16 protein-coding genes are annotated in these 23,233 nt (G+C 39.7%); 6 read left to right on the top strand and 10 right to left on the bottom strand.

Going from position 1 to position 23,233, the window contains the following annotated elements:
* Positions 1-172: 172 nt before the first annotated feature.
* Positions 173-2,821 carry a DNA topoisomerase (ATP-hydrolyzing) subunit A gene (gene gyrA, locus A1QC_RS02035; protein ID WP_017024560.1) on the bottom strand — a complete coding sequence of 883 codons (2,649 nt, stop codon included), beginning with the start codon at positions 2,819-2,821 and terminating at the stop codon, positions 173-175.
* Positions 2,822-3,130: 309 nt separating this feature from the next.
* Between gyrA and ubiG the strand changes: the two genes are divergently transcribed.
* The 4 genes from ubiG (at position 3,131) to yfaE (ending at position 8,179) form a co-directional block, all read left to right on the top strand.
* Positions 3,131-3,841 carry a bifunctional 2-polyprenyl-6-hydroxyphenol methylase/3-demethylubiquinol 3-O-methyltransferase UbiG gene (gene ubiG, locus A1QC_RS02030; RefSeq protein WP_017024559.1) on the top strand — a complete coding sequence of 237 codons (711 nt, stop codon included), beginning with the start codon at positions 3,131-3,133 and terminating at the stop codon, positions 3,839-3,841.
* A gap of 471 nt (positions 3,842-4,312) precedes the next feature.
* Complete coding sequence (gene nrdA, locus A1QC_RS02025; protein WP_017024557.1) at positions 4,313-6,604, top strand: class 1a ribonucleoside-diphosphate reductase subunit alpha; 2,292 nt, start codon at positions 4,313-4,315, stop codon at positions 6,602-6,604.
* Positions 6,605-6,750: 146 nt separating this feature from the next.
* A complete protein-coding gene (gene nrdB, locus A1QC_RS02020; RefSeq protein ID WP_017024556.1) occupies positions 6,751-7,884 on the top strand; it encodes a class Ia ribonucleoside-diphosphate reductase subunit beta in 1,134 nt (377 codons plus the stop codon).
* A 16-nt stretch (positions 7,885-7,900) separates the two neighbouring features.
* The gene (gene yfaE / locus A1QC_RS02015) at positions 7,901-8,179 is read left to right on the top strand and encodes a class I ribonucleotide reductase maintenance protein YfaE (protein WP_017024555.1); all 279 of its coding nucleotides are present in this window, start codon (positions 7,901-7,903) and stop codon (positions 8,177-8,179) included.
* Positions 8,180-8,365: 186 nt separating this feature from the next.
* On the opposite strand, the gene A1QC_RS02010 is transcribed toward yfaE, so the two are convergent.
* The 3 genes from A1QC_RS02010 to A1QC_RS02000 form a co-directional block, all read right to left on the bottom strand.
* A complete protein-coding gene (locus A1QC_RS02010) occupies positions 8,366-9,121 on the bottom strand; it encodes a DUF481 domain-containing protein (RefSeq protein ID WP_017024554.1) in 756 nt (251 codons plus the stop codon).
* A 160-nt stretch (positions 9,122-9,281) separates the two neighbouring features.
* Positions 9,282-9,563 carry a hypothetical protein gene (locus A1QC_RS02005; protein WP_017024553.1) on the bottom strand — a complete coding sequence of 94 codons (282 nt, stop codon included), beginning with the start codon at positions 9,561-9,563 and terminating at the stop codon, positions 9,282-9,284.
* Positions 9,560-10,768 (bottom strand): CinA family nicotinamide mononucleotide deamidase-related protein, encoded by a 1,209-nt coding sequence (locus A1QC_RS02000; protein ID WP_017024552.1) that lies wholly within the window; start codon positions 10,766-10,768, stop codon positions 9,560-9,562. Before A1QC_RS02000 ends, A1QC_RS02005 begins: the two co-directional genes overlap by 4 nt.
* Before the next feature lie 172 nt (positions 10,769-10,940).
* Here A1QC_RS02000 and A1QC_RS01995 point away from each other — a divergent pair, with 172 nt between their 5' ends.
* A complete protein-coding gene (locus A1QC_RS01995) occupies positions 10,941-11,846 on the top strand; it encodes a DUF3943 domain-containing protein (protein ID WP_017024551.1) in 906 nt (301 codons plus the stop codon).
* Positions 11,847-11,980: 134 nt separating this feature from the next.
* On the top strand, positions 11,981-12,502 hold the full coding sequence (locus tag A1QC_RS01990; RefSeq protein ID WP_017024550.1) for an ACT domain-containing protein: 522 nt from the start codon (positions 11,981-11,983) through the stop codon (positions 12,500-12,502).
* Between the two features lie 63 nt (positions 12,503-12,565).
* Here A1QC_RS01990 and A1QC_RS01985 read toward each other — a convergent pair whose 3' ends face one another.
* The 6 genes from A1QC_RS01985 to A1QC_RS01960 all read right to left on the bottom strand — a co-directional run bounded on the left by A1QC_RS01985 (position 12,566) and on the right by A1QC_RS01960 (position 22,972).
* The gene (locus A1QC_RS01985; RefSeq protein ID WP_017024549.1) at positions 12,566-12,901 is read right to left on the bottom strand and encodes a hypothetical protein; all 336 of its coding nucleotides are present in this window, start codon (positions 12,899-12,901) and stop codon (positions 12,566-12,568) included.
* 186 nt (positions 12,902-13,087) lie between these two features.
* Entirely contained in the window at positions 13,088-14,218 is a 1,131-nt protein-coding gene (gene nspC, locus A1QC_RS01980; RefSeq protein ID WP_017024548.1) for a carboxynorspermidine decarboxylase, read from the bottom strand.
* Positions 14,219-14,353: 135 nt separating this feature from the next.
* Positions 14,354-15,598, bottom strand: coding sequence for a carboxynorspermidine synthase (locus A1QC_RS01975; protein ID WP_017024547.1), 1,245 nt, complete (start codon positions 15,596-15,598; stop codon positions 14,354-14,356).
* A 159-nt stretch (positions 15,599-15,757) separates the two neighbouring features.
* The gene (locus tag A1QC_RS01970; RefSeq protein ID WP_017024546.1) at positions 15,758-18,688 is read right to left on the bottom strand and encodes a pyridoxal phosphate-dependent class III aminotransferase; all 2,931 of its coding nucleotides are present in this window, start codon (positions 18,686-18,688) and stop codon (positions 15,758-15,760) included.
* 655 nt (positions 18,689-19,343) lie between these two features.
* Entirely contained in the window at positions 19,344-21,149 is a 1,806-nt protein-coding gene (locus A1QC_RS01965) for an AMP-dependent synthetase/ligase (protein ID WP_017024545.1), read from the bottom strand.
* A gap of 254 nt (positions 21,150-21,403) precedes the next feature.
* On the bottom strand, positions 21,404-22,972 hold the full coding sequence (locus A1QC_RS01960; RefSeq protein ID WP_017024544.1) for a polysaccharide lyase family 7 protein: 1,569 nt from the start codon (positions 22,970-22,972) through the stop codon (positions 21,404-21,406).
* Positions 22,973-23,233: the final 261 nt, after the last annotated feature.

Raw genomic sequence — 23,233 nt, 5'->3', positions numbered from 1 at the left:
TAATCAAGTAAAACCTCGACGGAAACACACATTCTCAAGACTCGCCATATGGTATTCATTATTTAATAATACGGTGGTTCTGGTGATGTTTCTATAAAATGCAAAAATTGATATAAAAAAACCGGAAGCTTAACACTTCCGGTTTAATACGTTGAATGATTAAGCTTATCGCTTATTCTTCATCGTTTGAGTCAGTTTCAGCAGCATCATCAGTTGATGGGTTGCTTGACGTTGGTTCTTCAGAAGCGTCCGAATTTTCAGCGTTTCCTTCACCATCAATAAGCACTTCATCTTCGACTTCTTCGATACGTTGTAATCCTACAACTTTCTCATCTTCTGAAGTACGAATCAGTGTCACACCTTGAGTGTTACGGCCTACTTGGCTCACTTCTGATACACGAGTACGTACTAAAGTACCTGCATTCGTAATCATCATAAACTCATCTGCATCTAGCGCCTGAACTGCACCGACTACTTGCCCGTTACGCTCAGAAACTTTAATCGATACAACACCTTTAGTGCCACGTCCTTTGGTTGGGTATTCAGTAATCACCGTACGTTTACCATAACCATTTTCAGTTACGGTAAGCACATCGCCACCATCGCTGACAGGAACAATCAGTGATACCACTTGATCGCCTTCTGCTAAACGAATACCACGTACACCAGAAGCAGTACGTCCCATTGCACGGACATGACCTTCACTGAAGCGAACCACTTTACCCTCTTTCGAGAACAGCATGATTTCATCTTCACCGTTAGTAATGTCAACACCAATAAGGGAATCATCTTCGCGTAGATTTACTGCAATTAAGCCGTTAGAACGTACATTCGCAAAGCTTGCTAACGATGTTTTCTTAACCGTACCGTCACCCGTTGCCATAAAGATAAACTTATCTTCGCTAAATTCAGTCACAGGAAGAATTGCGGTAATACGCTCGTTCTCTTCTAATGGAAGAATATTGACAATTGGTTTACCACGAGCATTACGGCTCGCAAACGGCAGTTGGTATGTTTTCAGGCGATAAGTTTTACCACGAGTCGAGAAACATAAAATATTATCGTGGGTGTTAGCAACAAGTAGACGTTCGATGAAATCTTCATCTTTCATCTTGGTTGCACTCTTACCTTTACCACCACGACGTTGTGCTTCGTAATCGCTTAGAATTTGGTATTTAACGTAACCTTCGTGAGAAAGTGTGACAACTACATCTTCTTGTGCAATCAACTCTTCCATATCGATATCATGCACAGCAGCAGTAATTTCGGTACGACGAGCATCACCAAAGCCTTCACGAACCGCTTCTAATTCTTCACGAATCACTTCCATCAAACGCTCTGTGCTTGAAAGAATGTGAATTAATTCAGCGATTTCATCAAGAAGTGCTTTGTATTCATCAAGAATTTTCTCATGCTCTAAGCCCGTTAGACGGTGTAGACGCAATTCAAGAATCGCTTGTGCTTGTTGCTCGGTTAAGAAGTATTCACCATCACGGATACCGTATTGGTCTTCCAACCAATCTGGACGTGCTGCATCTGTACCTGCTCGCTCAAGCATGCCAGCAACATTACCAAGCGGCCAACCACGAGAAACCAAACCAATTTTAGCTTCTGCTGGCGTTGGAGCATTTTTGATAAGTTCGATAATTTCATCGATATTTGATAAAGCAAGAGACAAGGCTTCAAGGATATGAGCACGATCACGAGCTTTACGTAATTCAAAAATCGTACGACGAGTGACGACTTCACGACGGTGATCAACGAAACACTTAAGCATTTCTTTTAAGTTGAACAATTTCGGTTGGCCGTTATCAAGAGCAACCATGTTCACACCAAACGTCGTTTGCAGCTGAGTTTGAGAGTACAAATTGTTTAAAACAACCTCACCCACAGCATCACGCTTACACTCAATCACGATACGCATGCCGTCTTTATCCGACTCATCACGCAGCGCACTAATGCCTTCAACTTTTTTGTCTTTTACTAATTCTGCAATTTTTTCAATGACACGAGCTTTGTTCACTTGGTACGGAATTTCCGTCACAACAATCGTCTCGCGACCATTCGTTTCAACATCAATGTGTGCTTTAGAACGCATGTAAACTTTACCGCGCCCTGTTTTATAAGCGTCGATAATGCCTTTACGGCCACTAATTAATGCTGCCGTTGGGAAGTCAGGCCCAGGAATATATTCCATCAACTCATCGATGGTGACATCTTCATTATTAATATATGCCAAGCAACCATCTAATACTTCACCTAGGTTATGAGGTGGAATGTTGGTGGCCATACCGACTGCAATACCTGAAGAACCATTGACAAGTAAGTTTGGAATTTTAGTAGGAAGAACGGCTGGAATTCTTTCGGTACCGTCGTAGTTATCGACGTAATCTACCGTTTCTTTATCAAGGTCAGCGAGAAGTTCATGTGCCATTTTGGACATGCGAACTTCGGTGTAACGCATCGCAGCGGCAGAGTCACCATCAATCGAACCGAAGTTACCCTGACCATCGACAAGCATATAACGAAGTGAGAATGGTTGAGCCATACGAACGATAGTATCGTAAACGGCGCTATCACCATGAGGGTGATACTTACCAATTACGTCACCAACCACACGGGCAGATTTTTTATAAGGCTTATTCCAATCATTACCCAGTACATTCATCGCGAATAAAACACGACGGTGAACGGGTTTTAGGCCGTCACGTACATCTGGAAGTGCACGACCCACGATGACAGACATCGCATAATCAAGATATGAACCGCGAAGTTCATCTTCAATATTTACTGGCGTAATTTGTTTAGCTAAATCGCTCATAGAGCCATTATCCCTCTATATCTTTTTGATCGCGTGATTTTGGTAAAAGCTGTAAAAATAGCTTTAAAATTGCGATACGCACAAGGTGTAAAAATATAACACAAAAATATGCAATCCGGCATCTATTTCATAGTGCTTTTAATCACTTGATGCCTACCTCACGCTTTAACTGCAGAAAAATTGAACTGAGTTAACTTTTATGTCTTTTTTCAGTAACTTTTCTTTTCACAGTATTGAAAGTCTCCATTTTCTTGCGCTTTCCTTTCCTGTTATAGTTGCGACTCGTTAATTACTCAAAGAATGACTAGAATGACGACTAAACAAAATGTTGATCCTGCTGAAATTAAGAAGTTTGAAGATATGGCTTCTCGTTGGTGGGATCTTAATGGTGAATTTAAGCCATTACACCAAATCAACCCATTGAGGCTTAACTTTGTCTTAGACAGTGCGAATGGTTTATTCGGTAAAAAAGTATTAGATGTCGGTTGTGGAGGCGGTATCTTAGCTGAAAGCATGGCAAAAGAAGGTGCTGAAGTCACAGGGCTCGATATGGGTAAAGAGCCATTAGAAGTCGCTAGACTGCACGCTCTAGAAGCCGGTGTCTCTCTTTCATATATACAAAGCACCATTGAAGATCATGCACAGCAAAACCCTCAAACTTATGATGTCGTCACTTGTATGGAAATGCTTGAACATGTTCCTGATCCTTTATCTGTTGTTCAAGCCTGCGCTACACTGGTGAAACCGGGTGGACATGTCTTCTTCTCGACCTTAAATCGTAATATGAAATCTTATTTATTTGCGATTGTCGGTGCGGAACAAATTATGAAGATAGTCCCGAAAGGCACACATGAACATGCTAAGTTCATCAAACCATCAGAGTTATTAAAAATGGTGGATCATACCCCACTGCAAGAACAGTCTATTACCGGTTTAAAATACAACCCTCTTACTGATGAGTACTCTTTAGGCAAAAATGTGGATGTAAATTACATTATCCACACCAAACTCATAAATTAATCATTATTAATAGAGATTAATTTTTAAAAATTCCACAAATGAGCGCAATGACTTTTCATCGCGCTTTTTTACATTATTGCAATCAAAAAATGTGCTTGATCGCTCATTATTAAATCACTCATTTTCGAGATCATTTTATTATAAAGATCAAGATAAATATTTTTTTGATCGCATAGAAAATCGGCACTTTTAAATTCACAATCTGCTTCATTCAAGCAATACATAATTGCAAAGGTTAGTGTCTACTTACAGAAAATTTTCTATCCCAATGTTATCCACAAGAGATCACATTTTCGTAACTTGAAAATTAAGCCCTTTCGCACTATCTTGTAACCCATACGTTGGAACGACCCAATATATAGTGTTTTCACTTCTCAACAGAGATAATGTGAAATCACAAATAATGCTTGCCAACAACCTAAATATCAAATTTTCAGCCTGTTATAATTTTAGTTAGGGAACTCAACTCGAATGAACGAACAATTGACAGTCACTAAGCGTGGCGGGTGCAAAGAAACGATTGATCTTGAGAAGATCCACCGAGTGATCACTTGGGCTGCGGAAGGCCTAGAAAACGTTTCGGTATCTCAAGTAGAACTTAAAGCGCACATTCAATTTTATGATGGCATTACCACTTCAGATATCCATGAAACCATCATAAAATCCGCTGCGGATCTTATTTCAGAGCAAACCCCTGATTATCAATATTTAGCCGCTCGTTTAGCCGTATTCCATCTACGTAAAAAAGCTTATGGTCAATTTGAGCCACCAAAACTCTTTGACCACGTATCAAAACTGGTTGATATGGGTAAATATGACAAGCATTTATTAGAAGATTACACTGCTGAAGAATTCCAAATCATCGATAATTTCATTGATCACAACCGTGATCTGAATTTTTCGTATGCCGCCGTTAAACAGCTTGAAGGCAAATACTTCGTTCAAAACCGTGTAACGAAAGAAATCTACGAAAGCGCACAGTTTTTATACATTTTGGTTGCTGCTTGTTTATTTGCTAAGTACCCACAAGAAACACGTTTAGATTACATCAAACGTTTTTACGATGCGGTGTCTACTTTTAAAATTTCTCTACCGACTCCAATTATGGCTGGTGTGCGTACCCCTACTCGTCAATTCAGCTCATGTGTATTAATTGAATGTGGTGATAGCCTTGATTCTATCAACGCTACTGCAAGCTCTATTGTTCGCTACGTATCTCAGCGTGCAGGTATTGGTATTAATGCTGGCCGTATCCGTGCGTTAGGCTCTGAGATCCGCAATGGCGAAGCATTCCATACTGGCTGTATCCCATTTTATAAATACTTTCAAACTGCCGTAAAATGCTGTTCTCAAGGTGGCGTTCGTGGCGGTGCTGCGACCATGTTTTATCCATTATGGCACGGTGAAGTTCAATCTCTATTAGTATTGAAAAATAACCGTGGTGTGGAAGAAAACCGTGTTCGTCACATGGATTATGGTGTTCAGTTAAACAAACTGATGTATTCACGCTTAATTAAAGGCGGTCACATCAGTTTATTCTCACCTTCTGATGTTCCTGGTCTATATGATGCATTCTTTGAAGATCAAGATAAATTTGAAGAACTGTATGTTAAATACGAAGCTGATTCATCTATCAAACGTGAGACAGTAAAAGCCGTTGATTTATTCTCATTGCTTATGCAAGAGCGTGCTTCAACCGGCCGCATTTACATTCAAAACGTCGATCACTGTAATACACACAGCCCTTTTGATCCAAGTGTCGCACCCGTTCGTCAATCTAACTTATGTCTGGAAATTGCTCTTCCAACAAAACCATTAAGTAATGTTGATGATGAAGAAGGCGAAATTGCCCTGTGTACTCTTTCAGCTTTCAACCTTGGCGAAATTAAATCGTTAACTGATTTTGAAGAACTTTCAGATTTAGTCGTTCGCGCATTAGATGCTTTGTTGGATTACCAAGATTACCCTCTTCCAGCAGCTCGTAAAGCGACCATGAACCGTCGTACTCTTGGTGTGGGTGTAATTAACTACGCTTACTATCTTGCGAAAAACGGTGTGAAATACTCTGATGGCAGTGCTAATGGTCTTACCCACCGCACTTTTGAAGCCATTCAATACTACTTGTTAAAAGCCTCTGTTGAGCTTGCGAAAGAAAAAGGCGCTTGTCCTGCTTTCAATGAAACAACTTATGCTCAAGGTATTCTACCAATCGATTCTTATAAGAAAGATTTAGATGCGATTTGTAATGAACCTCTACATCTTGATTGGGAAGCCTTGCGTAATGAAATCACAACACATGGATTACGCAACTCAACCTTAACAGCGCTAATGCCATCTGAAACGTCTTCACAAATTTCAAATGCAACCAATGGTATTGAACCACCACGCGGTTTTGTATCCGTTAAAGCATCAAAAGACGGTATCTTGAAGCAAGTCGTTCCTGAGTATCAAACACTCAAAAATCAATACGAGCTACTGTGGAAAATTCCGTCAAACAACGGTTACCTACAATTGGTAGGTATCATGCAAAAGTTTGTTGATCAGTCAATTTCTGCGAACACAAACTATGACCCAAGCGTACAGCCTAGCGGCAAGGTACCCATGAAGTTATTGTTGCAAGACTTACTAACTGCATACAAATATGGTTTAAAAACGTTGTACTACCATAACACTCGTGATGGTGCGAGCGATGACCAAAACGATTCAGGTGTAGTTATTGAAGTAGAAGATGATGATTGTGCAGGCGGCGCTTGTAAGATCTAATCATTATTCATGATTTTACGTAGCCTGCCTTACCGCAGGCTGCTTTCATTAAGAATTACCATAATGGTAAACGTGCATTTCACTTATCTTTACTCAATAAGTTGCACGATGAGTGGTGAGGATCACCGTTCATTTAAGAGGTTAACATGGCTTACAGTATTTTTAATCAGAATAAAAATGATCAATTAAAAGAACCTATGTTTCTAGGTCAGTCCGTCAACGTTGCTCGTTATGACCAACAAAAATTCGAAATTTTCGAAAAACTGATCGAAAAACAATTATCCTTTTTCTGGCGTCCAGAAGAAGTCGATGTATCAAGTGACCGTATTGATTACAATAAGTTACCTGAGCATGAAAAACACATTTTTATCAGTAATTTAAAATATCAAACACTGCTGGATTCAATACAAGGCCGTAGCCCTAACGTTGCTCTTTTACCATTAGTATCTTTGCCTGAATTAGAAACCTGGATTGAAACGTGGTCTTTCTCTGAAACTATCCATTCTCGTTCTTACACGCACATCATCCGTAATATTGTGAACAATCCAAGTGTTGTATTTGATGATATCGTCGAAAACGAGCACATTGTAAAGCGTGCGAAAGACATTGCACATTACTACGATGAATTGATCCGTTTAACAAATGATTACCACCGCTATGGTGAAGGTACACACACACTTAATGGTGAGACGGTTAAAGTTAGCTTGTACGATCTGAAAAAACAATTGTACCTATGCTTAATGTCTGTCAATGCATTAGAGGCCATTCGTTTTTATGTCAGCTTTGCGTGTTCATTTGCGTTTGCTGAGCGTGAGCTGATGGAAGGTAATGCTAAGATCATCAAATTGATTGCTCGTGATGAAGCTCTTCATCTGACTGGTACACAGCACATGCTGAATATCTTACGAAATGGTCAAGATGATTTCAGCTTTATGCAAATTGCTGAAGAATGTAAACAAGAGTGTTTTGATCTATTCAAACAAGCGGCAGAACAAGAAAAAGAATGGGCAGAATACCTATTTAAAGATGGTTCAATGATTGGCTTAAATAAAGATATTCTTTGTCAATATGTTGAGTACATTACGAACATTCGCATGCAAGCAGTTGGTTTAGATATGGCTTATCCTAATGCGACTAGCAATCCAATCCCTTGGATCAATGCTTGGTTATCTTCAGATAACGTACAAGTTGCCCCACAAGAAGCTGAAATCAGTTCTTATCTAGTTGGCCAAATCGATAATGAAGTCGATTCGGGTGACTTCGGTGATTTTGAACTGTAATAGGCACTAATTACTTATGAAAAAAATGCAAATCAACCATAACCGTCAAATATTGATTAACCCATCCGATACTTTATTAGAAGCGATGGAGCAAGCCAATTTAGCACCTGAGTTTCAATGCCGTGATGGGCATTGTGGCGCTTGCAAGTGTGAGTTGGTTTCTGGTGATGTCGAATATGTTGGATTTGCATTGGCATTTACTCATCCAAAAGAAATTTTACCTTGTATCTGCAAGGCTAAATCAGATGTAGTTTTAGAGCATGTTCGTTACCAATCAGTAAAACAACGCGCCTAATATGACTGCCTAAAAGATTAGATGTGAATTCTGCATTTTGATATCACTTACGTATATTAATAACAAAAAGGCTAAGTCTTAATATGAAGACTTAGCCTTTTTTCGTTTTGTACCTTACTTTACATGCTTTCACATAAGCCAATCAACTCATGAAATGAGCATCTATTTCAATACACGCGAATGAATTTAGAAATCGTAGCTGATACTTACAGTGGTGTAGATCTCATCGTTACTTTTATCCGAAGCAACTTCGGTATTATAAATATATTGAGCATCTAAAACTAACGCCACATTACCGACTAACTTATTGCTTAAATTTGCACCAAAAGTATAGGTTGTATTAGATTCACCATAATCAACTTCGGCATCCCCACCAATGGAAAGACTATCGGTTAGTTTTGTTTTTCCGTTGATGAAAGCGTTAGCAATTAAATCTTCAGATACCTGATTAGGTGCATCAATATCATTCGTCTGTCGTTTACTGTAACGATAACCAGGACCACCACCAACATTCAATTCACTAGATTCAGTTTTAATTAACGCTCTTTCTATACCAGTGGTCATTGAATAGACCGCACGATAAGTTTCAAATTGGTCATGCTCATATTCATTATCAATAAAAGCTTTATATCGTTCAGCAATCTGATAAGAAACCTTATAACTTAATGAATATTTGTTGGTTCCATCATCTTCAGAATCAGAGGACTTTGTATAGTAGGTGCTAGCCTTAAAATCGTTTGTCCATTTTTCTTTCTCATACTTCAGCCAGCCACCTGAATTCAAGGATGTCGAACTGGTAGAAGCATTAGAATAAATAAAGCCTAGCTTAGCACCACCAGAAAGTTTTCCACTATCCGTTACAGAGGTTGATTCATCAGCAGCGTAAGTAGATGTGGTAATAAACAGAATAGGTAGTGCTGGTAAAAGTGTTGATAATTTCATAATACATCTCATTTAAAATCATCAGCGCACATTATGAAAAACACTCATTTCATTTGTCATGTAAATGTCATGAACAACTTAATCAGTAACCAAATGCTCAAATACCCAACAGAAAACGCTAAAAAATTCTGTGGGTATTGAGTATGTTAGAAAACTTCATTTAAAGAAGGGTTATGCCGTCCTCCTCTACTACACTTGCTGCATTCGATCGTTCGATAACTTTTAACAGAACAGACTGAATGGTTTCATCATCTCTAATTTCATTTTCACATTTAAAATTTTGTACCTGAACTTGCTCTCCTTCCGCCTCTAGATAGCTAATCGAGACCTCGGTGGCTAAATCCTTGTCTTGGCCAAAGTAAGTAATCGTGACAAGTGGGTAACCTTTAAACCCATTTTTTACTTTTTTGGCGATACGTTTCTTCGCTTTATCTACATTCATTGCTTTCTCTCAATAACGGATAACCGTTCAAAATGCCCAAATTCCACGAATGGAGATTCATCGTTAATATGACGACGCAACATATCTAATAGTACCGTAGTGATTAATACTTGCTGAGCTTTAATCGGATAAGTACGCTTAAAAGTCACATTTTGAACGTAATTTCCTAGTTTAGAGCTCAATGCTAAAGCAAAGCTTTCATCATCTAGTTTAAAATTGGCTAAAACAATATCGGATTGCGTATCCAAACGGTATTCATTGGCCAGCAATAACGCATCCGTCAATTCAGTTAATGGTTCAGCTTGATTATCAACAACACTTTGAATGAATGATTGCTGGGTTGATTCAGATTGATACATTTGGCGCGCTAATTCACCACCAGTCACTTGCTCTAATGCAGATAACTGCCATTGTTTATCCATCAACCCATCACCTAAGACTTCAATTAATGGCTGATTAATACCTAATACATTATCTTTCAATTGTTCTGTAATCGCAGTTAATACCGTTTCAATTTTTGAATCTGAATACGGACTAAATACTTTCACTTCAATAAAAGGCATGTACGAACGGTAACCTAAGCTAAAAGCCTCTGGTATATCTAACGAGCTTAATGTATCCGCAATTCCAGATTCACCTAGACCGAAGGTATAAATCTTATTGCATACTAATCTTTCAACATCAGGAAAGCGTGATTTTAAAGTCGGTAAGATTTCATCACGTACCATTTTTTTAAATTCAAACGGCACTCCTGGGGTAAACAAAACCAGTGCACCGTTTAATTCGATACTAAATCCACATGCTGTGCCAACTGGGTTATCGATAACTATAGCGCCCTGCGGAAGCATCGCTTGCTTTGCATTACTGTCAGCCATAGGACGGCCAATACGTGAAAAATACTCGGTGATGGTCGCCAACCACTCTTGGTTTAATTCAAGTGCAACTCCAGCTGCTTGAGCTGCCGCAAGAGAGCTTAAATCATCACTTGTAGGTCCTAAGCCTCCATTTACTATAACAACGTCACTACGCTGACTGAGTGCAATAATCTCGGTGGTTAATTCTTCAAGTTGATCGCCAACGGTACTTCGATAATCGAGAGCGAAACCTTGCTCAAAAAACAGTTCCGATAACCAAGACGCATTAGTATCAACAATGTCGCCATGTAATACCTCTTCCCCTGTACTCAGCATGGAAATTTTGACCATCTACTAACCCTCTTGATTTTTATATTGATAAAATGAATTATTCGGAACAAATAAATACGAAAACAATATAGAAACTTGAACATTGTTGAACGTTTTATTGATATTATCCAACACCTTGAACGCTAGCATAAGTTGTAATCAATGAATCACCCGAAAAATAAGGATATACCGAGTGAATAAATCTGCCATCGTTGCATTGATTACCAGCATCCCAAGTATTGCGTTTGCAAGCCCGACATCAGCCGATACGCCCCTGCAATACGGTTCATTTTCCTATTCCGTAAGCTGTGATATCAACATTGCCAATGAAACTTATTGCCAGCCACCAAAAGCCAATAAAGATTTTTCATTAAATCTCAATGCTAATGCAGCGACCAATAGTGACAACATACCACGTTACCTTACTACATCGGATGGTAGAGATTGGGATTACCTCTTAGAACAAACTTACACTATTTTAGGGCTCAGTGTCGCCACCGTCGGCCTAATGACATTATTACCAGAAAGTGTAACAAAATGGGACAGCGATCAACGCTCGTTAAGTGGATTAGGGGATAAGTGGAAAGAAAATGTGTCTGAAGGCCCGGTATGGGATGAGGATGCCCATTATCTTAATTATATTATGCACCCATATTTTGGTGGTGTGTATTACACCGCTGCCCGCCATTCAGGTTTTAATGAATTCGACTCATTCCTTTATTCATTTACCATGTCGACATTTTTCTGGGAATACGGTGTAGAAGCGTTTGCAGAAGTCCCATCTTGGCAAGATTTATTTATCACACCTTTTTTTGGCGCGATGGTGGGTGAAAGTATGTATAAAGCCGAGCATTATTTGACTACTGAAATGGATGGTGAAGTTTTTGGTTCAAGCATTTTAGGGAATATCAGTTTATTTTTCTTAAACCCTGTAGGGCATATTCACCATTGGGTCACAGATTCATGGGGCGCAGATGCAGACGCCAGCTTTAATACTACACCTTGGTTTGGCAATCAAGATGCGGCGAATTTTGCTATAGATTCTGGTGCGCCGTTTGATTCACAATTTGTCTCCTTAAATTTTTCAGTCCGTTTTTAAGTAAAGTGAATTAAAAATACAAATAAATTGGAAACGAATACAGTAATTTTAAGATTTCAATGATGCTTTTTCCCATTTGGTGGATACACTTATAAGTATTGAAACTGGTTAAATAATGGTAATGGGAGAATATGATGTCTGAATCCACCTTATTTATCGTTAACTTTTCGGGTGAAGCCCAGCCTACATCGTTGAAACGACTAGCTTTAATGAGTCACCAAAGCCATGCTCGTTGGGTCGTGAGTAAGATTAACTATTTAGATCAACAAGTGGCTGGCCTCATCAAAATTGAATGCCCCACCGATCAAGTAAACGCCATTCAGCAAGCGTTTTTATCCGAACCAAGCCTTACTGTTCATTTCGCGCCTGCTACGCCTATAAAACATCCTGAAGAAGAAGTCTATGAGCTAAGGTTTGATACTGATGAACGCTCTGGTATTGTCAGCGAAATCACCCATACTCTTGAAAAAGAACGAGCACAAATTCTAAGCATTCATAGTCATCGCGTATTTCTAGCGGGCGAAACCGGAATTCAAGAAGGCATGTTTACCTCTCGGTTAAGTATTCAAATCCCTTCTGAAACCAACATCCAAGATATTATCTCTGAATTACAAGCTATTAGTGCTGGCACACGAGTCATTAACGAAACACTCTAAGGCTGGAAATAAAAAGGTAAGGCTTCACAAACAAGCCTCACCTTATCAATAAGCTTTCTAAAATTACAAACCTAAAGCACTAAGATCAAAAGTAAGATCGCCATTTTCTGATATGTTAAAGGACACTTTATTTTTATCTGTGCCAGTCAGATCGGTATCGGTACAACCACTGAATACAAACCAATCATATTGATAAGATAAAGTGTACTGATTCCCTGCGATATGGCTAACTTCAAGTAGAGTAATACCATTATCATTTAGTGCTCTTGGATCGATATAATCCAAGTTAGGAATGAGCTTGTGTTGAAATTCTTTTGGTTGCTCCTCTAAAAAAACCAGTAATAACTGCGCTGATTTAGCACCATGTTGAGCAATAACATTTGACGATTTAACGAGCATAGCGAGCACTCCTTCATTTCATAACAAACAACGTATTTTGTTAGCTCCTTTACTCTATGCCCTTCATTTCTCTTTGAAAAGAAAAAATGCCACCATGATTCAACATGACGGCATTTTCTGACAATTCACAAGCGAAAGTGATATTCCTTATCAAACTTTCAACCACTGTTCCCAAATGACTTCGAATTAGCTAACCGACCACTGCGACAAAGTCCGCTTAAAGTCTTGATAGTCAAATTCATTGAGTTTTTGGATCTCACCATTGCTGCGTTGGCAATACACACTCGGCATTTTTAAACCATTAAACCAGTTTAGTTTTACCATGGTATAGCCGGCACTATCTAATATGTGTAAACGCTGACCTATTTTTAATGGCTCGTCAAAGCGAGCAATACAGAACTGATCCCCAGCAAGACAAGAACAAGAACCAATGACATATTCGTGGTCACCACTTTCAGAAGCCTCACCAATCGAAGCTGGTTCATTATAAATCAAAGTATCTAGGCGATGAGCTTCAGTCGCAGAATCCACAATGGCCGTTTTCATACCATTTTCAACAATATCCACCACGGTAACCACTAAATCGGCTGTTTTGGTAATGATCGCCTCACCTGGCTCCAAGTAAACCTGTACGCCATGTTTTTCACTAAAATGCTTTAATGCTTGAGCCAACTTTTCTACTTCATAACCCGGCCAAGTAAAGAATACACCGCCACCAAGGCTCACCCAGTCAAGCTTATCTAAATAGGCACCGAAACGTTGTGAAATACTGGTGAGCAGGTCAATGAAATCATCCGCCGATTTGTTCTCACAGTTCATGTGGAACATCACGCCATCAAGCTCATCAAAGAGCTCACTGGTTAACTGCCCTTCTTGCACACCTAAGCGAGAAAATTGACGCGCGGGATCGGCTAAATCTTGCCCAGCTCGGCTCACGCCCGGATTTAAACGAATACCAATAGATGCCTTGCCTTCCACAAGGTGACGATGTGCGTTAAGTTGACTTAATGAGTTGAAGATCATCTTGTCACACATGCCAACCACCGCTTTTACATCTTCTTCGCTGTAGCCGACACTGTAAGCGTGTGTCTCTTTTCCAAAGGTTTCGTAGCCTAACTTAACTTCGTAAGGGCCACTACTTGTCGTGCCATCAAGATAAGGTTTAATGATGTCGAACACACCCCAAGTAGAAAAACACTTGAGTGCTAACACTAATTTCACACCACTTAATTCTTTAAGTTTTTTTGCAATTTCAAGATTATGGATAAGCTTAGACTCGTCAATCATGAAATAAGGGGTTTGGAGATTGTTTGGCATCGTTGAGAACCAGTTTCTAGGTGCTAGTTCCTCGTTTCAAGGAAAGCACTGACTTAAACAATTAAATAGGCAGTAATAACAACTATTACTGCCTAAATCTTTAAAGGGGTAGCTCAGGGACTAGACCCTCGTTTTTTACTTTAAGATATTAATCTTCGGTTGACCCGGCGCTAGTTCTTGAACATGCCAATCTAGACCAATACTTGGCATGGTTTCTAGGAAACCATCAGGATCCAATTGTTCCATGTTGAAGACACCGGCTTCGTTCCAGCTACCTTTAAAGTACTGAAGCGCAGCGGTAATGGCAGGAACACCCGTAGTATAAGCAATCGCTTGGTGCTCAACATCTTGGTAAGCCACTTCGTGATCCGCGTTGTTATAAATAAACACACTGCGTGCTTTGCCGTCTTTGATGCCTTGAACCCAAGTACCAATACAGGTTTTACCTGTGTAACCCGGAGCAAGAGACGTTGGATCGGGCAATAACGCTTTCAATACTTTTAACGGCTCAACCACAGTGCCATCTTGCAGCGTGATTGGATCTGGGCTTAGTAGACCAATGTCTTTCATACAATTGAAGTAATTCAAGTAGGTATCACCAAAACCCATCCAGAATTCAATGCGCTTGGCCGGAATGAATTCTTGCATTGAACGAACTTCATCGTGCGCCATTGAATACACTTTAAATTCACCACAATTAGGGAAATCAAATTCAAGCATACGCGTATGACATGGAACTTGTTTCCAACTGCCCTCTTCCCAATAGAAAGAATCACCCTGGATTTCAAGCATATTGGTTTCTGGGTCAAAGTTAGTGGCAAACTTTTTACCGTGATCGCCCGCGTTCACATCCATGACATCAATGGTATCGATCTCATCAAATAAGTGTTTCACTGCATAAGCGGCAAAGACACTCACGACACCCGGATCAAAACCTGCGCCTAAAATGCCGGTAATACCTGCTTGTGCAAATTTTTCACGGAATGCCCATTGTGGATCGTATGCTTCTGGTACTTGTTGTCCTTCGCTACATAAATCAACCGCAACGGATGTATCAAGATAAGACACTTTGGCTTGGTAACACGCTTCCATAATGGTGACGTTAACCCAAGGAGGACCGGCATTAATAACCAAGTCAGGTTTCACTTCGTTAATTAATGCGACTAAAGAGGCAACATCGTCAGCATCTACAAATCGAGCTTCTAATTTTTTAGAGGGATCTTTTAAGTTGTTCTTTCCCTTAATTGACTCAATAATTTTCTCGCACTTGCCTATCGTACGAGAGGCTAAAGTAATATCACCAAGAACATCATTATTTTGAGCCGCTTTATGAGCGACAACCCAACCAACTCCACCAGCACCAATTTGTAAAATAGACATCTTTTATGCACCTTCCTTCTTAATGTTTAAACTTCACTATTGCAAATCTAAATAGTGAAAATATGTATTTCATTGGATATCAATCCTGAATAATTCAAAGTTAATATCTAAATAAAAATTTACGCCTTACCATCATTCAATAGTAAGGCGTAATTATGATTAACGTAATGAACCTTCGCTGGTTAACACTTGAGCTAATTCATTAATCTCATTGAGCAGTTTTTCAAAATCAGACAGTTTAAGACACGGATTCAAAATCGTAAATTTCAATGCCGCTTTACCATCCACCGTAGTTTCACCTAATACGGCAATACCACGAATTAACGCTTCAATGCGGATCTTACGGTTAAGATCATCTTGCGCTTCTACAGACAAATTTGCATTACTATAACGCATCAATACGGTAGATAATGCTGGCGGTGCCAGTAGTTCAAATGCGGCATTGTTTGCCACTAATTGAGCGACCTGTTGAGTCTGTTCAATTAAGTGATCGTACATATCACCAAGCGCTTGAGTACCAACACTTTGCATGGTCATGAATACTTTGAGTGCATCAAAACGACGTGTAGTTGCCATTGACTTATCAACCAAGTTTGGCAATTCATCGGTTTCACGATTCAAGTAATCCGCATGATGCAATAAGTACTTAAAGTTCGCTTTGTCTTTTAGCAATACGGCGCCGCAGCTGATTGGTTGATAGAACAACTTATGGAAATCGACACTAATTGACGAGGCACGTTCAATACCGGCTAAACGGTCTTTATGACTGCTTAAGATCAAAGCGCCACCATAGGCACCATCCACATGAAGCCATAGATCATGTTGCTCGGCTAAATCAGCTAATGCGTTTAAATCATCAATCGCACCGTGATCGGTTGTGCCCGCAGTCCCTACCATGGCAAATGGAATTAAACCACTTGCTTTTAACTCACTTAAGGTAGAGGCCATAGCATTGGTATCAATGGTGCCATCAATATGCGTATCAACACACACGACGGCCGCTTCACCCAATCCCATTAACGAAGCCGTTTTTTGTACGGTAAAATGTGATTTTTTAGAACACACAATACGCAATTTGTCGGCGTATTCAGGCAAACCTAACTTTTGAATCGAATGCTGGCTTAACTTATCGGCAATCCAGTCACGAGCAAGTAATAGCCCCATTTGGTTACTTTGCGTTCCACCACTGGTGAACACACCATCGGCTTTATCGCCTAATTCATATTTCGCACATAACCAATCCGATACTCGCTGCTCAACATAGGTCGCAGCAGACGCTTGATCCCATGAATCCATCGATTGATTTAATGACGCAATCATCGCTTCCGCCGCAATCGCTGGAACTAATGGCGGTGTATGCAAATGAGCAATGCAATTTGGGTGCTGAACAAAAATAGAGTTCTTCGCCACCAAGTTGGTGGTGCTGTTGATCACTTGCTGTAAATCACTGTTGCTTGAATCTAAATTCACCGCTTCAATTTGCGCTTTCAGCAATTGCGGGTCAATACCTGAATAAGGCTTATCCACGGCTTCAAATACTGCTTTCATTGCTTGAGTGGTTTGATTCATCGCTTGCTCAAAGCTATCAGCACCTTTAGCACCTGTTTGAATAAAGTGCTGTTGCCAATCTTGATGTTCAAATTCTTGTTGTGACGGCTGAGGATTTTCAGGATCAATACCACCACCAGCAGCAATAATCGCCGCTTTCAATGTTTTCAATGCAAAATCAATTTGTTCAAAGCTAATGATGATCGGTGGCAAGAAACGCAATACCGAACCATCACGCCCACCCTTTTCAATCATCAAGCCACGCTCAAGTGCTGCGCGTTGAATTTTTAAGGTCAGATCCGATGCTGGAATGCGTTCACCAAACTTGTTTAGCTCACCGTTCGGGTTGACCACTTCTGCGCCTAGCATTAAACCTTTACCGCGCACTTCAGCAATACAACCGACTTCACGTTGAATTTGCTCTAAGCCTTCACGCAAATATTGACCGGCAGATTTTGCATGCTCAACTAAGTTATCACGTTGAATAATTTCTAACGCCTTTGCACCAGAAACCATTGCAAGCTGATTACCACGGAATGTTCCAGTGTGTTCGCCCGGATTCCATGTATCGATCGATTTATTGAAGACTAAAATCGACATCGGTAAACCACCACCAATCGCCTTTGATAAACAAAGAATATCCGGTGAAATACCCGATTCTTCAAATGCAAAGTTATGACCTGTTTTACCTACGCCACATTGGATTTCATCAAAAATCAATAAAATGCCGTGCTCTTGAGTAATACGGCGCAGCTCACGTAGCCAAAAAGCAGGCGCTGGGATCACACCACCTTCGCCTTGAACTGGTTCAACAATGATAGCCGCTGGCTTTTGAATACCACTTTCATCATCATTTAACATACGTTCAATATAACGAATGCTTTGCTTCGCGCCTTCATCTCCACCCAGACCAAATGGGCAGCGTAGGCTGTATGGGAAAGGCATAAAGTGAACATCAGACATTAAACCAGTACGACGCGCTTTCGTGCCAAGGTTCCCCATCATGCCCATCGTACCGTTAGTCATTCCATGATAAGCACCACGAAATGCCACCATAGTATTGCGACCTGTGGTTTGTTTCGCCAGTTTGATGGCAGCTTCTACTGCATCTGCGCCAGAAGGACCGCAGAATTGGATCACGGAATTTTCAGCAAAATCTTGAGGTAAAAAGGCTTTCACTTGTTTAATAAAACGATCTTTCGATGGTGTTGTAATATCAAGTGTTTGGTAAGGCAGTCCTGAATCAAGCTGTTCTTTTAACGCTTGGTTAATTTCAGGGTGGTTATAGCCAAGTACTAAGGTACCTGCTCCCGCCAAACAATCTAAAAACAGTTGGCCACGTGTATCTTCAACTAAAGCACCATAAGCACGTTTAATCGCAATCGGTAAACGACGTGGATACGAACGAACCGCTGATTCATGTTGTTCTTGATCAAGCAAAACCTGATCGAGTTCAAGATCATACACACCATCGATATAAGGAATATTGGTGGTAAACGGTGTGTGAGCATTATTAAGCTCAAAATCAAAAGCTGTGGTCATTTAAGAGAACCCTTCAAACGGTATATACAAGCAAATATTGGCTGGATTAATAGCCAAACCACTTCAACTTATTCATGTAATTTTATGGTATAGGTTGAAGATACTAAAAGCAGCCCTTGCCACTTGAATGAGATCATCAAGTACAATAAGGGCATGAAATGCAAAAGCAATTCGATGAATTAGTAGTTTGAACTCAAGGTTCGGTTATATTTGAAGTACGACGATTTAACGGAGCACAACTGTAGCAAGTTAGGCTCGTAATATTGGCCCATTCCATCGTACGCAAAAATGCCACGATTGAGCGGTTTAGATGTGTAAAGCTGATTTTTAAAATCTGGGTTAATGTATTCAATGTTGGGCTTCCTATAACAATACGTTTGTCTTTTACGTATCGGTTCCCGTCTACTGATAACATGATGTTAGCAGTACCTACTCATACGTAATGGCACAATCAGCTTGAATGTCCTTACGCGTATCCCCCTAAGGTAAAACTTTGAACCTTGAGATTGTTGCGGAAAATAGCACAAAAATTATTTATAACGCAATCAATTTTAATAGGGTAAATTAAAATAATTATTACCCTATTAATTGACCTTATCTAACATTCTGTTTATTAATGAATTTGAAGATGTCATTCAGTTTGGATATGCATCAATCAAATCGGTTGATACATTGCTTGTATCTCTTTTGAATAAGTCGCGTAAATATTTTTTCTACGCAATTTTAGCGTCGGTGTGATCAAACCTTCTTCAATAGAAAAAGCATTCGGTAATAGCGTGAATTTTTTGATCTTCTCAAAACTGGCAAGCTCTTTTTGCATGATTTTTAATCGCTGTTCAAAGTGCTCGATCACATAACTATTACGTAGAAGCTCCAAAGGAGACTCATAACGAATACCCTTTTCTTTTGCCCAAGCATCTAACGACTCAAAAGTAGGTACAATGAGCGCGGTTACATAGCTTTTTGCATCGGCTATAATTGCCACTTGTTCAATGAATGGGCAGCAACCTACCTTGCCTTCAACGCGCTGTGGGGCAATATACTTTCCATTAGAGGTTTTCATTAACTCTTTAATGCGGTCGGTAATATAAAGGTTACCTTCCTCATCAAATTCACCGGCATCACCCGTTTTTAGCCAACCATTTTCAAAATTTGATACGGTTTCTTCTGGGCGATTATAATAACCACGCATCACCGTTTCACCACGGATAAGTATTTCATTATCTGTACCAAGCTTTATTTCCATACCTGATAATGGTTTGCCATTTGAGCCTGTCACTCTATTTCCAATAGTATTACAGGTTACGGTTGCGGTGGTTTCTGTCATACCATAGCCACATAACACAGGCACATTAATCGCATGAAAAAAAGCAGCCACATTGGCATCTAAAGCTGCACCGCCACAAGGCATAAATTTTAATTTCCCACCAAGTGCATTTCTCAGTTTTTCAAACACTAATTTATCGGCAAGATTATGCTGCCAAGTTAAAAATGGAGTACCTTTCGCACGCCCTTGAGTCACATCAAATTGACGAGAGCCAACCTTCAATGCCCAAGCAAAAATGCCTTGTTTAACTTTACTGCCTTTTGAAACTTGATCTTGAATGGCGCTGTACACTTTCTCTAAGAAACGCGGTACAACACATAGTGTATTTGGTCGTGTTGCGACAATCGCTTGTTTAATACGGTTCGTATCTTGCAAATAGACGTTTTTACCACCACGACTTAAAACATAGAAAGTCCAACTGCGTTCAAAAACATGACTTAGCGGTAAAAAAGCGAGTGACGTATCCTGATCGGTAAAATCTAAAATCTCATCATGTTGCGAAATGGTCGATGCAAAATTTCGATAATCTAACATGACACCTTTTGGATCTCCTGTAGTACCCGAGGTATAGATCAAGGTAACAAGATCGCTTAAATTAGCTTCAACCAAGCGTTGTTCAAATTGCTCGTTCGTCTCATTTTCAATTAAGAAATCATCTTCAAGCAAAGAATATAAATGAAAATGCTGCTTGGTATAGTCTAGGTCTACCGAATCATCAAATACCACAATGGTTTCAATCATCGGCACTAAAGCTTGTAATCTACACGCCATTTCATATTGCTGTTCATCATTAACGAACAGTACCTTTACATCCGAATCCTCAAGAATAAACTGAGCTTGCTCTAATGTATTGGTTGGATAAAGTGGAACGACAACACTACGTGCTTTTAATATGGCGAGATCAACACATGTCCATTGAGGGCAATTCTGAGATAGGATGGCGCATTTATCTTGAACATCTACACCTAACTGGATAAGCACGCTTGCGAGCTTGTTGGTGTGCTTATTCAATTGTTCCCATGAAACTTGATCCCATGGTGCTTTAGTTTCAAACCCTTCTAACGCAATCGCGTCACCTTTTAGTGAACTTTGCTGTTGTATTAACCGAATAAGATGAAAAGCTTCAAGAGACATAGATTTTACCCATTTGAGAGTACACGTATTTGAGAGTACAGGTGTTACGTTTTAACCGGATATTACCTTAATTTCATAAAAAAGCGAAACACTTGTAAGCTTAACTAAACGATCAAATTGAAAGTAAATATGTAGAATTCAGTCATACATAAATTAAAGCATGGAAACATAAAGAGTAAATTAAAAAACAAATAAAAAAGCCAGTAGAGGTCCCTACTGGCTTTCATCATAAGTTCATTAATTCGTTTTTAATATTACTTACCAGTGTAAGTGTCGTGAGATTTTTCTAATTCGTAGAAAGTTGCTTGTACGTAATCGTCTAAATCACCAGAGATATTTTGGTTGTATACACCTGCTTTGAAGTACATGTATTTACCACCAACATCGTAACCACTTTCACTCATGTCAACCACTTGCTTCGCACCAAGCTTACCATCACGTGTAACACTGACGGTCATCGTGTTGCCTTTTACTTCAATACGATAGCTGAATTTCTCACCAAGCCCGATACCTTCATCGCCAATTTCACCTGTCATACCACCAATCAAATTGTAGTAAGTATCGGTACCTTGTAGTGTGTTTTCGTGTGCAAAGTAAACCGTTCCTTTCTCATGGTTAGGCAGTTTACGGTAGTACAAACGAATTGGTTCATCATCTTGATCGTGAATTTGACCGATAATAAAGCGTCCAACTTCACCTGGCTCACCTGTAGTAGTCGTGTGATCAATTTTTAATGTCGCTTCTAATACGCCATCGACACCACCCGCTGCTTTTTGATCCGCGACTGGCGCAGAGCTAAATACCCAGTTGTTTTTATTTACACCTTTAGTTGAAATTGAACCGTCACCCGCGCGTAACATTTCTCGTAATTCTGTACGTGCATATTTTGTATTTGCTGACGTACGAGTACCTTTTACAAAAGTCTTGAATACCAAGCCACCATCAGCGGCTGTATAAAATACATCAGGGTGCTCATAACCATTAGCTAAATCCCATTCTGAAACATCATCAGGGCGACCATTATTATCGTGATCAAATGGTTGCGATAAATACCATGTTGTTAAATCAAAGTTCTGACCTGGTTTATTTCCAGCTTTTGGCGCTGCTGGCAAAGTCGGAGTTGGTAGTGCTGACGAAGTGTCACATTTAACGGTGGTTAAACAAGGATAGACAGCTGGCGCACCAAAATTACCTTTACGTAAATCTTTACGGGCATTTTTCTGGGCTTTTTCTTCTGCTTTCATTTGAGCGATTGTTGTTTGCTCTGCGGCAATAACATCAGGAGTGATAATTTGATTACTTGGACAAGCATTAATTCCACAATTTAATGGTGCTAATTCTGTCACACTATTCCAATCGTTTGATGAATTACCATGACCTACATATTTGATATAACGCGCAGTTACTGGGGCAAATTCAAAACGCTCATACCCAATAACGCCACCTGAGCTTTCTTGATTTTGAAGCACTGGCGTCCAAGTTTTGCCATCGGTGCTGACTAAAAGATCAAATTTAGTTTTACGCTCATTACCTTTGCTAAACGCTGCACGAATAGCATTAAATTCATGTGCTGAACCGTAATCAAGTACCGCCCATTGCCCATCACCACTTGCAGACCAACGAGTTTTAATATCATTATCAAAAAGTCTATCAGGGCCGTTACCATCGTGCCCGCTCGCTTCAACCGCTACTGGTGTTAATACTGGCTCAGCATCTGCGCCAAGTTGATTACTCAGATTGTTTGTATCACTTCCATTACTTGAACAACCTGCTGCTAGGATTATCGAAGAGGCTAACAGGGTCTTAAGATAGATATGTTTCATTTTTATATCACCTATATGCGATTAAATTACAAAAACCAAGACAGTGATTTCAATCTCTTGATTTACTCCATTAATTTAATATATATACTTTCATATTCTTATAATACAAATAAGAGAATTGTAGTAAAAACTAGACAATGATCAGGAAATTAGAATCAATCTTCATAGATTATTTGGGTAAGATCTTACTTTTGAATAAAAGTAAAAATGATGAATTTACTATTTTATTAATTGGAATGACACACGAGGTTCCCGATCATC

Origin of the sequence: Vibrio rumoiensis 1S-45 (assembly GCF_000286955.2) — a bacterium.
Lineage (GTDB): Bacteria > Pseudomonadota > Gammaproteobacteria > Enterobacterales > Vibrionaceae > Vibrio > Vibrio rumoiensis_A.
This window is presented reverse-complemented; position numbering and strand designations above follow the sequence as displayed.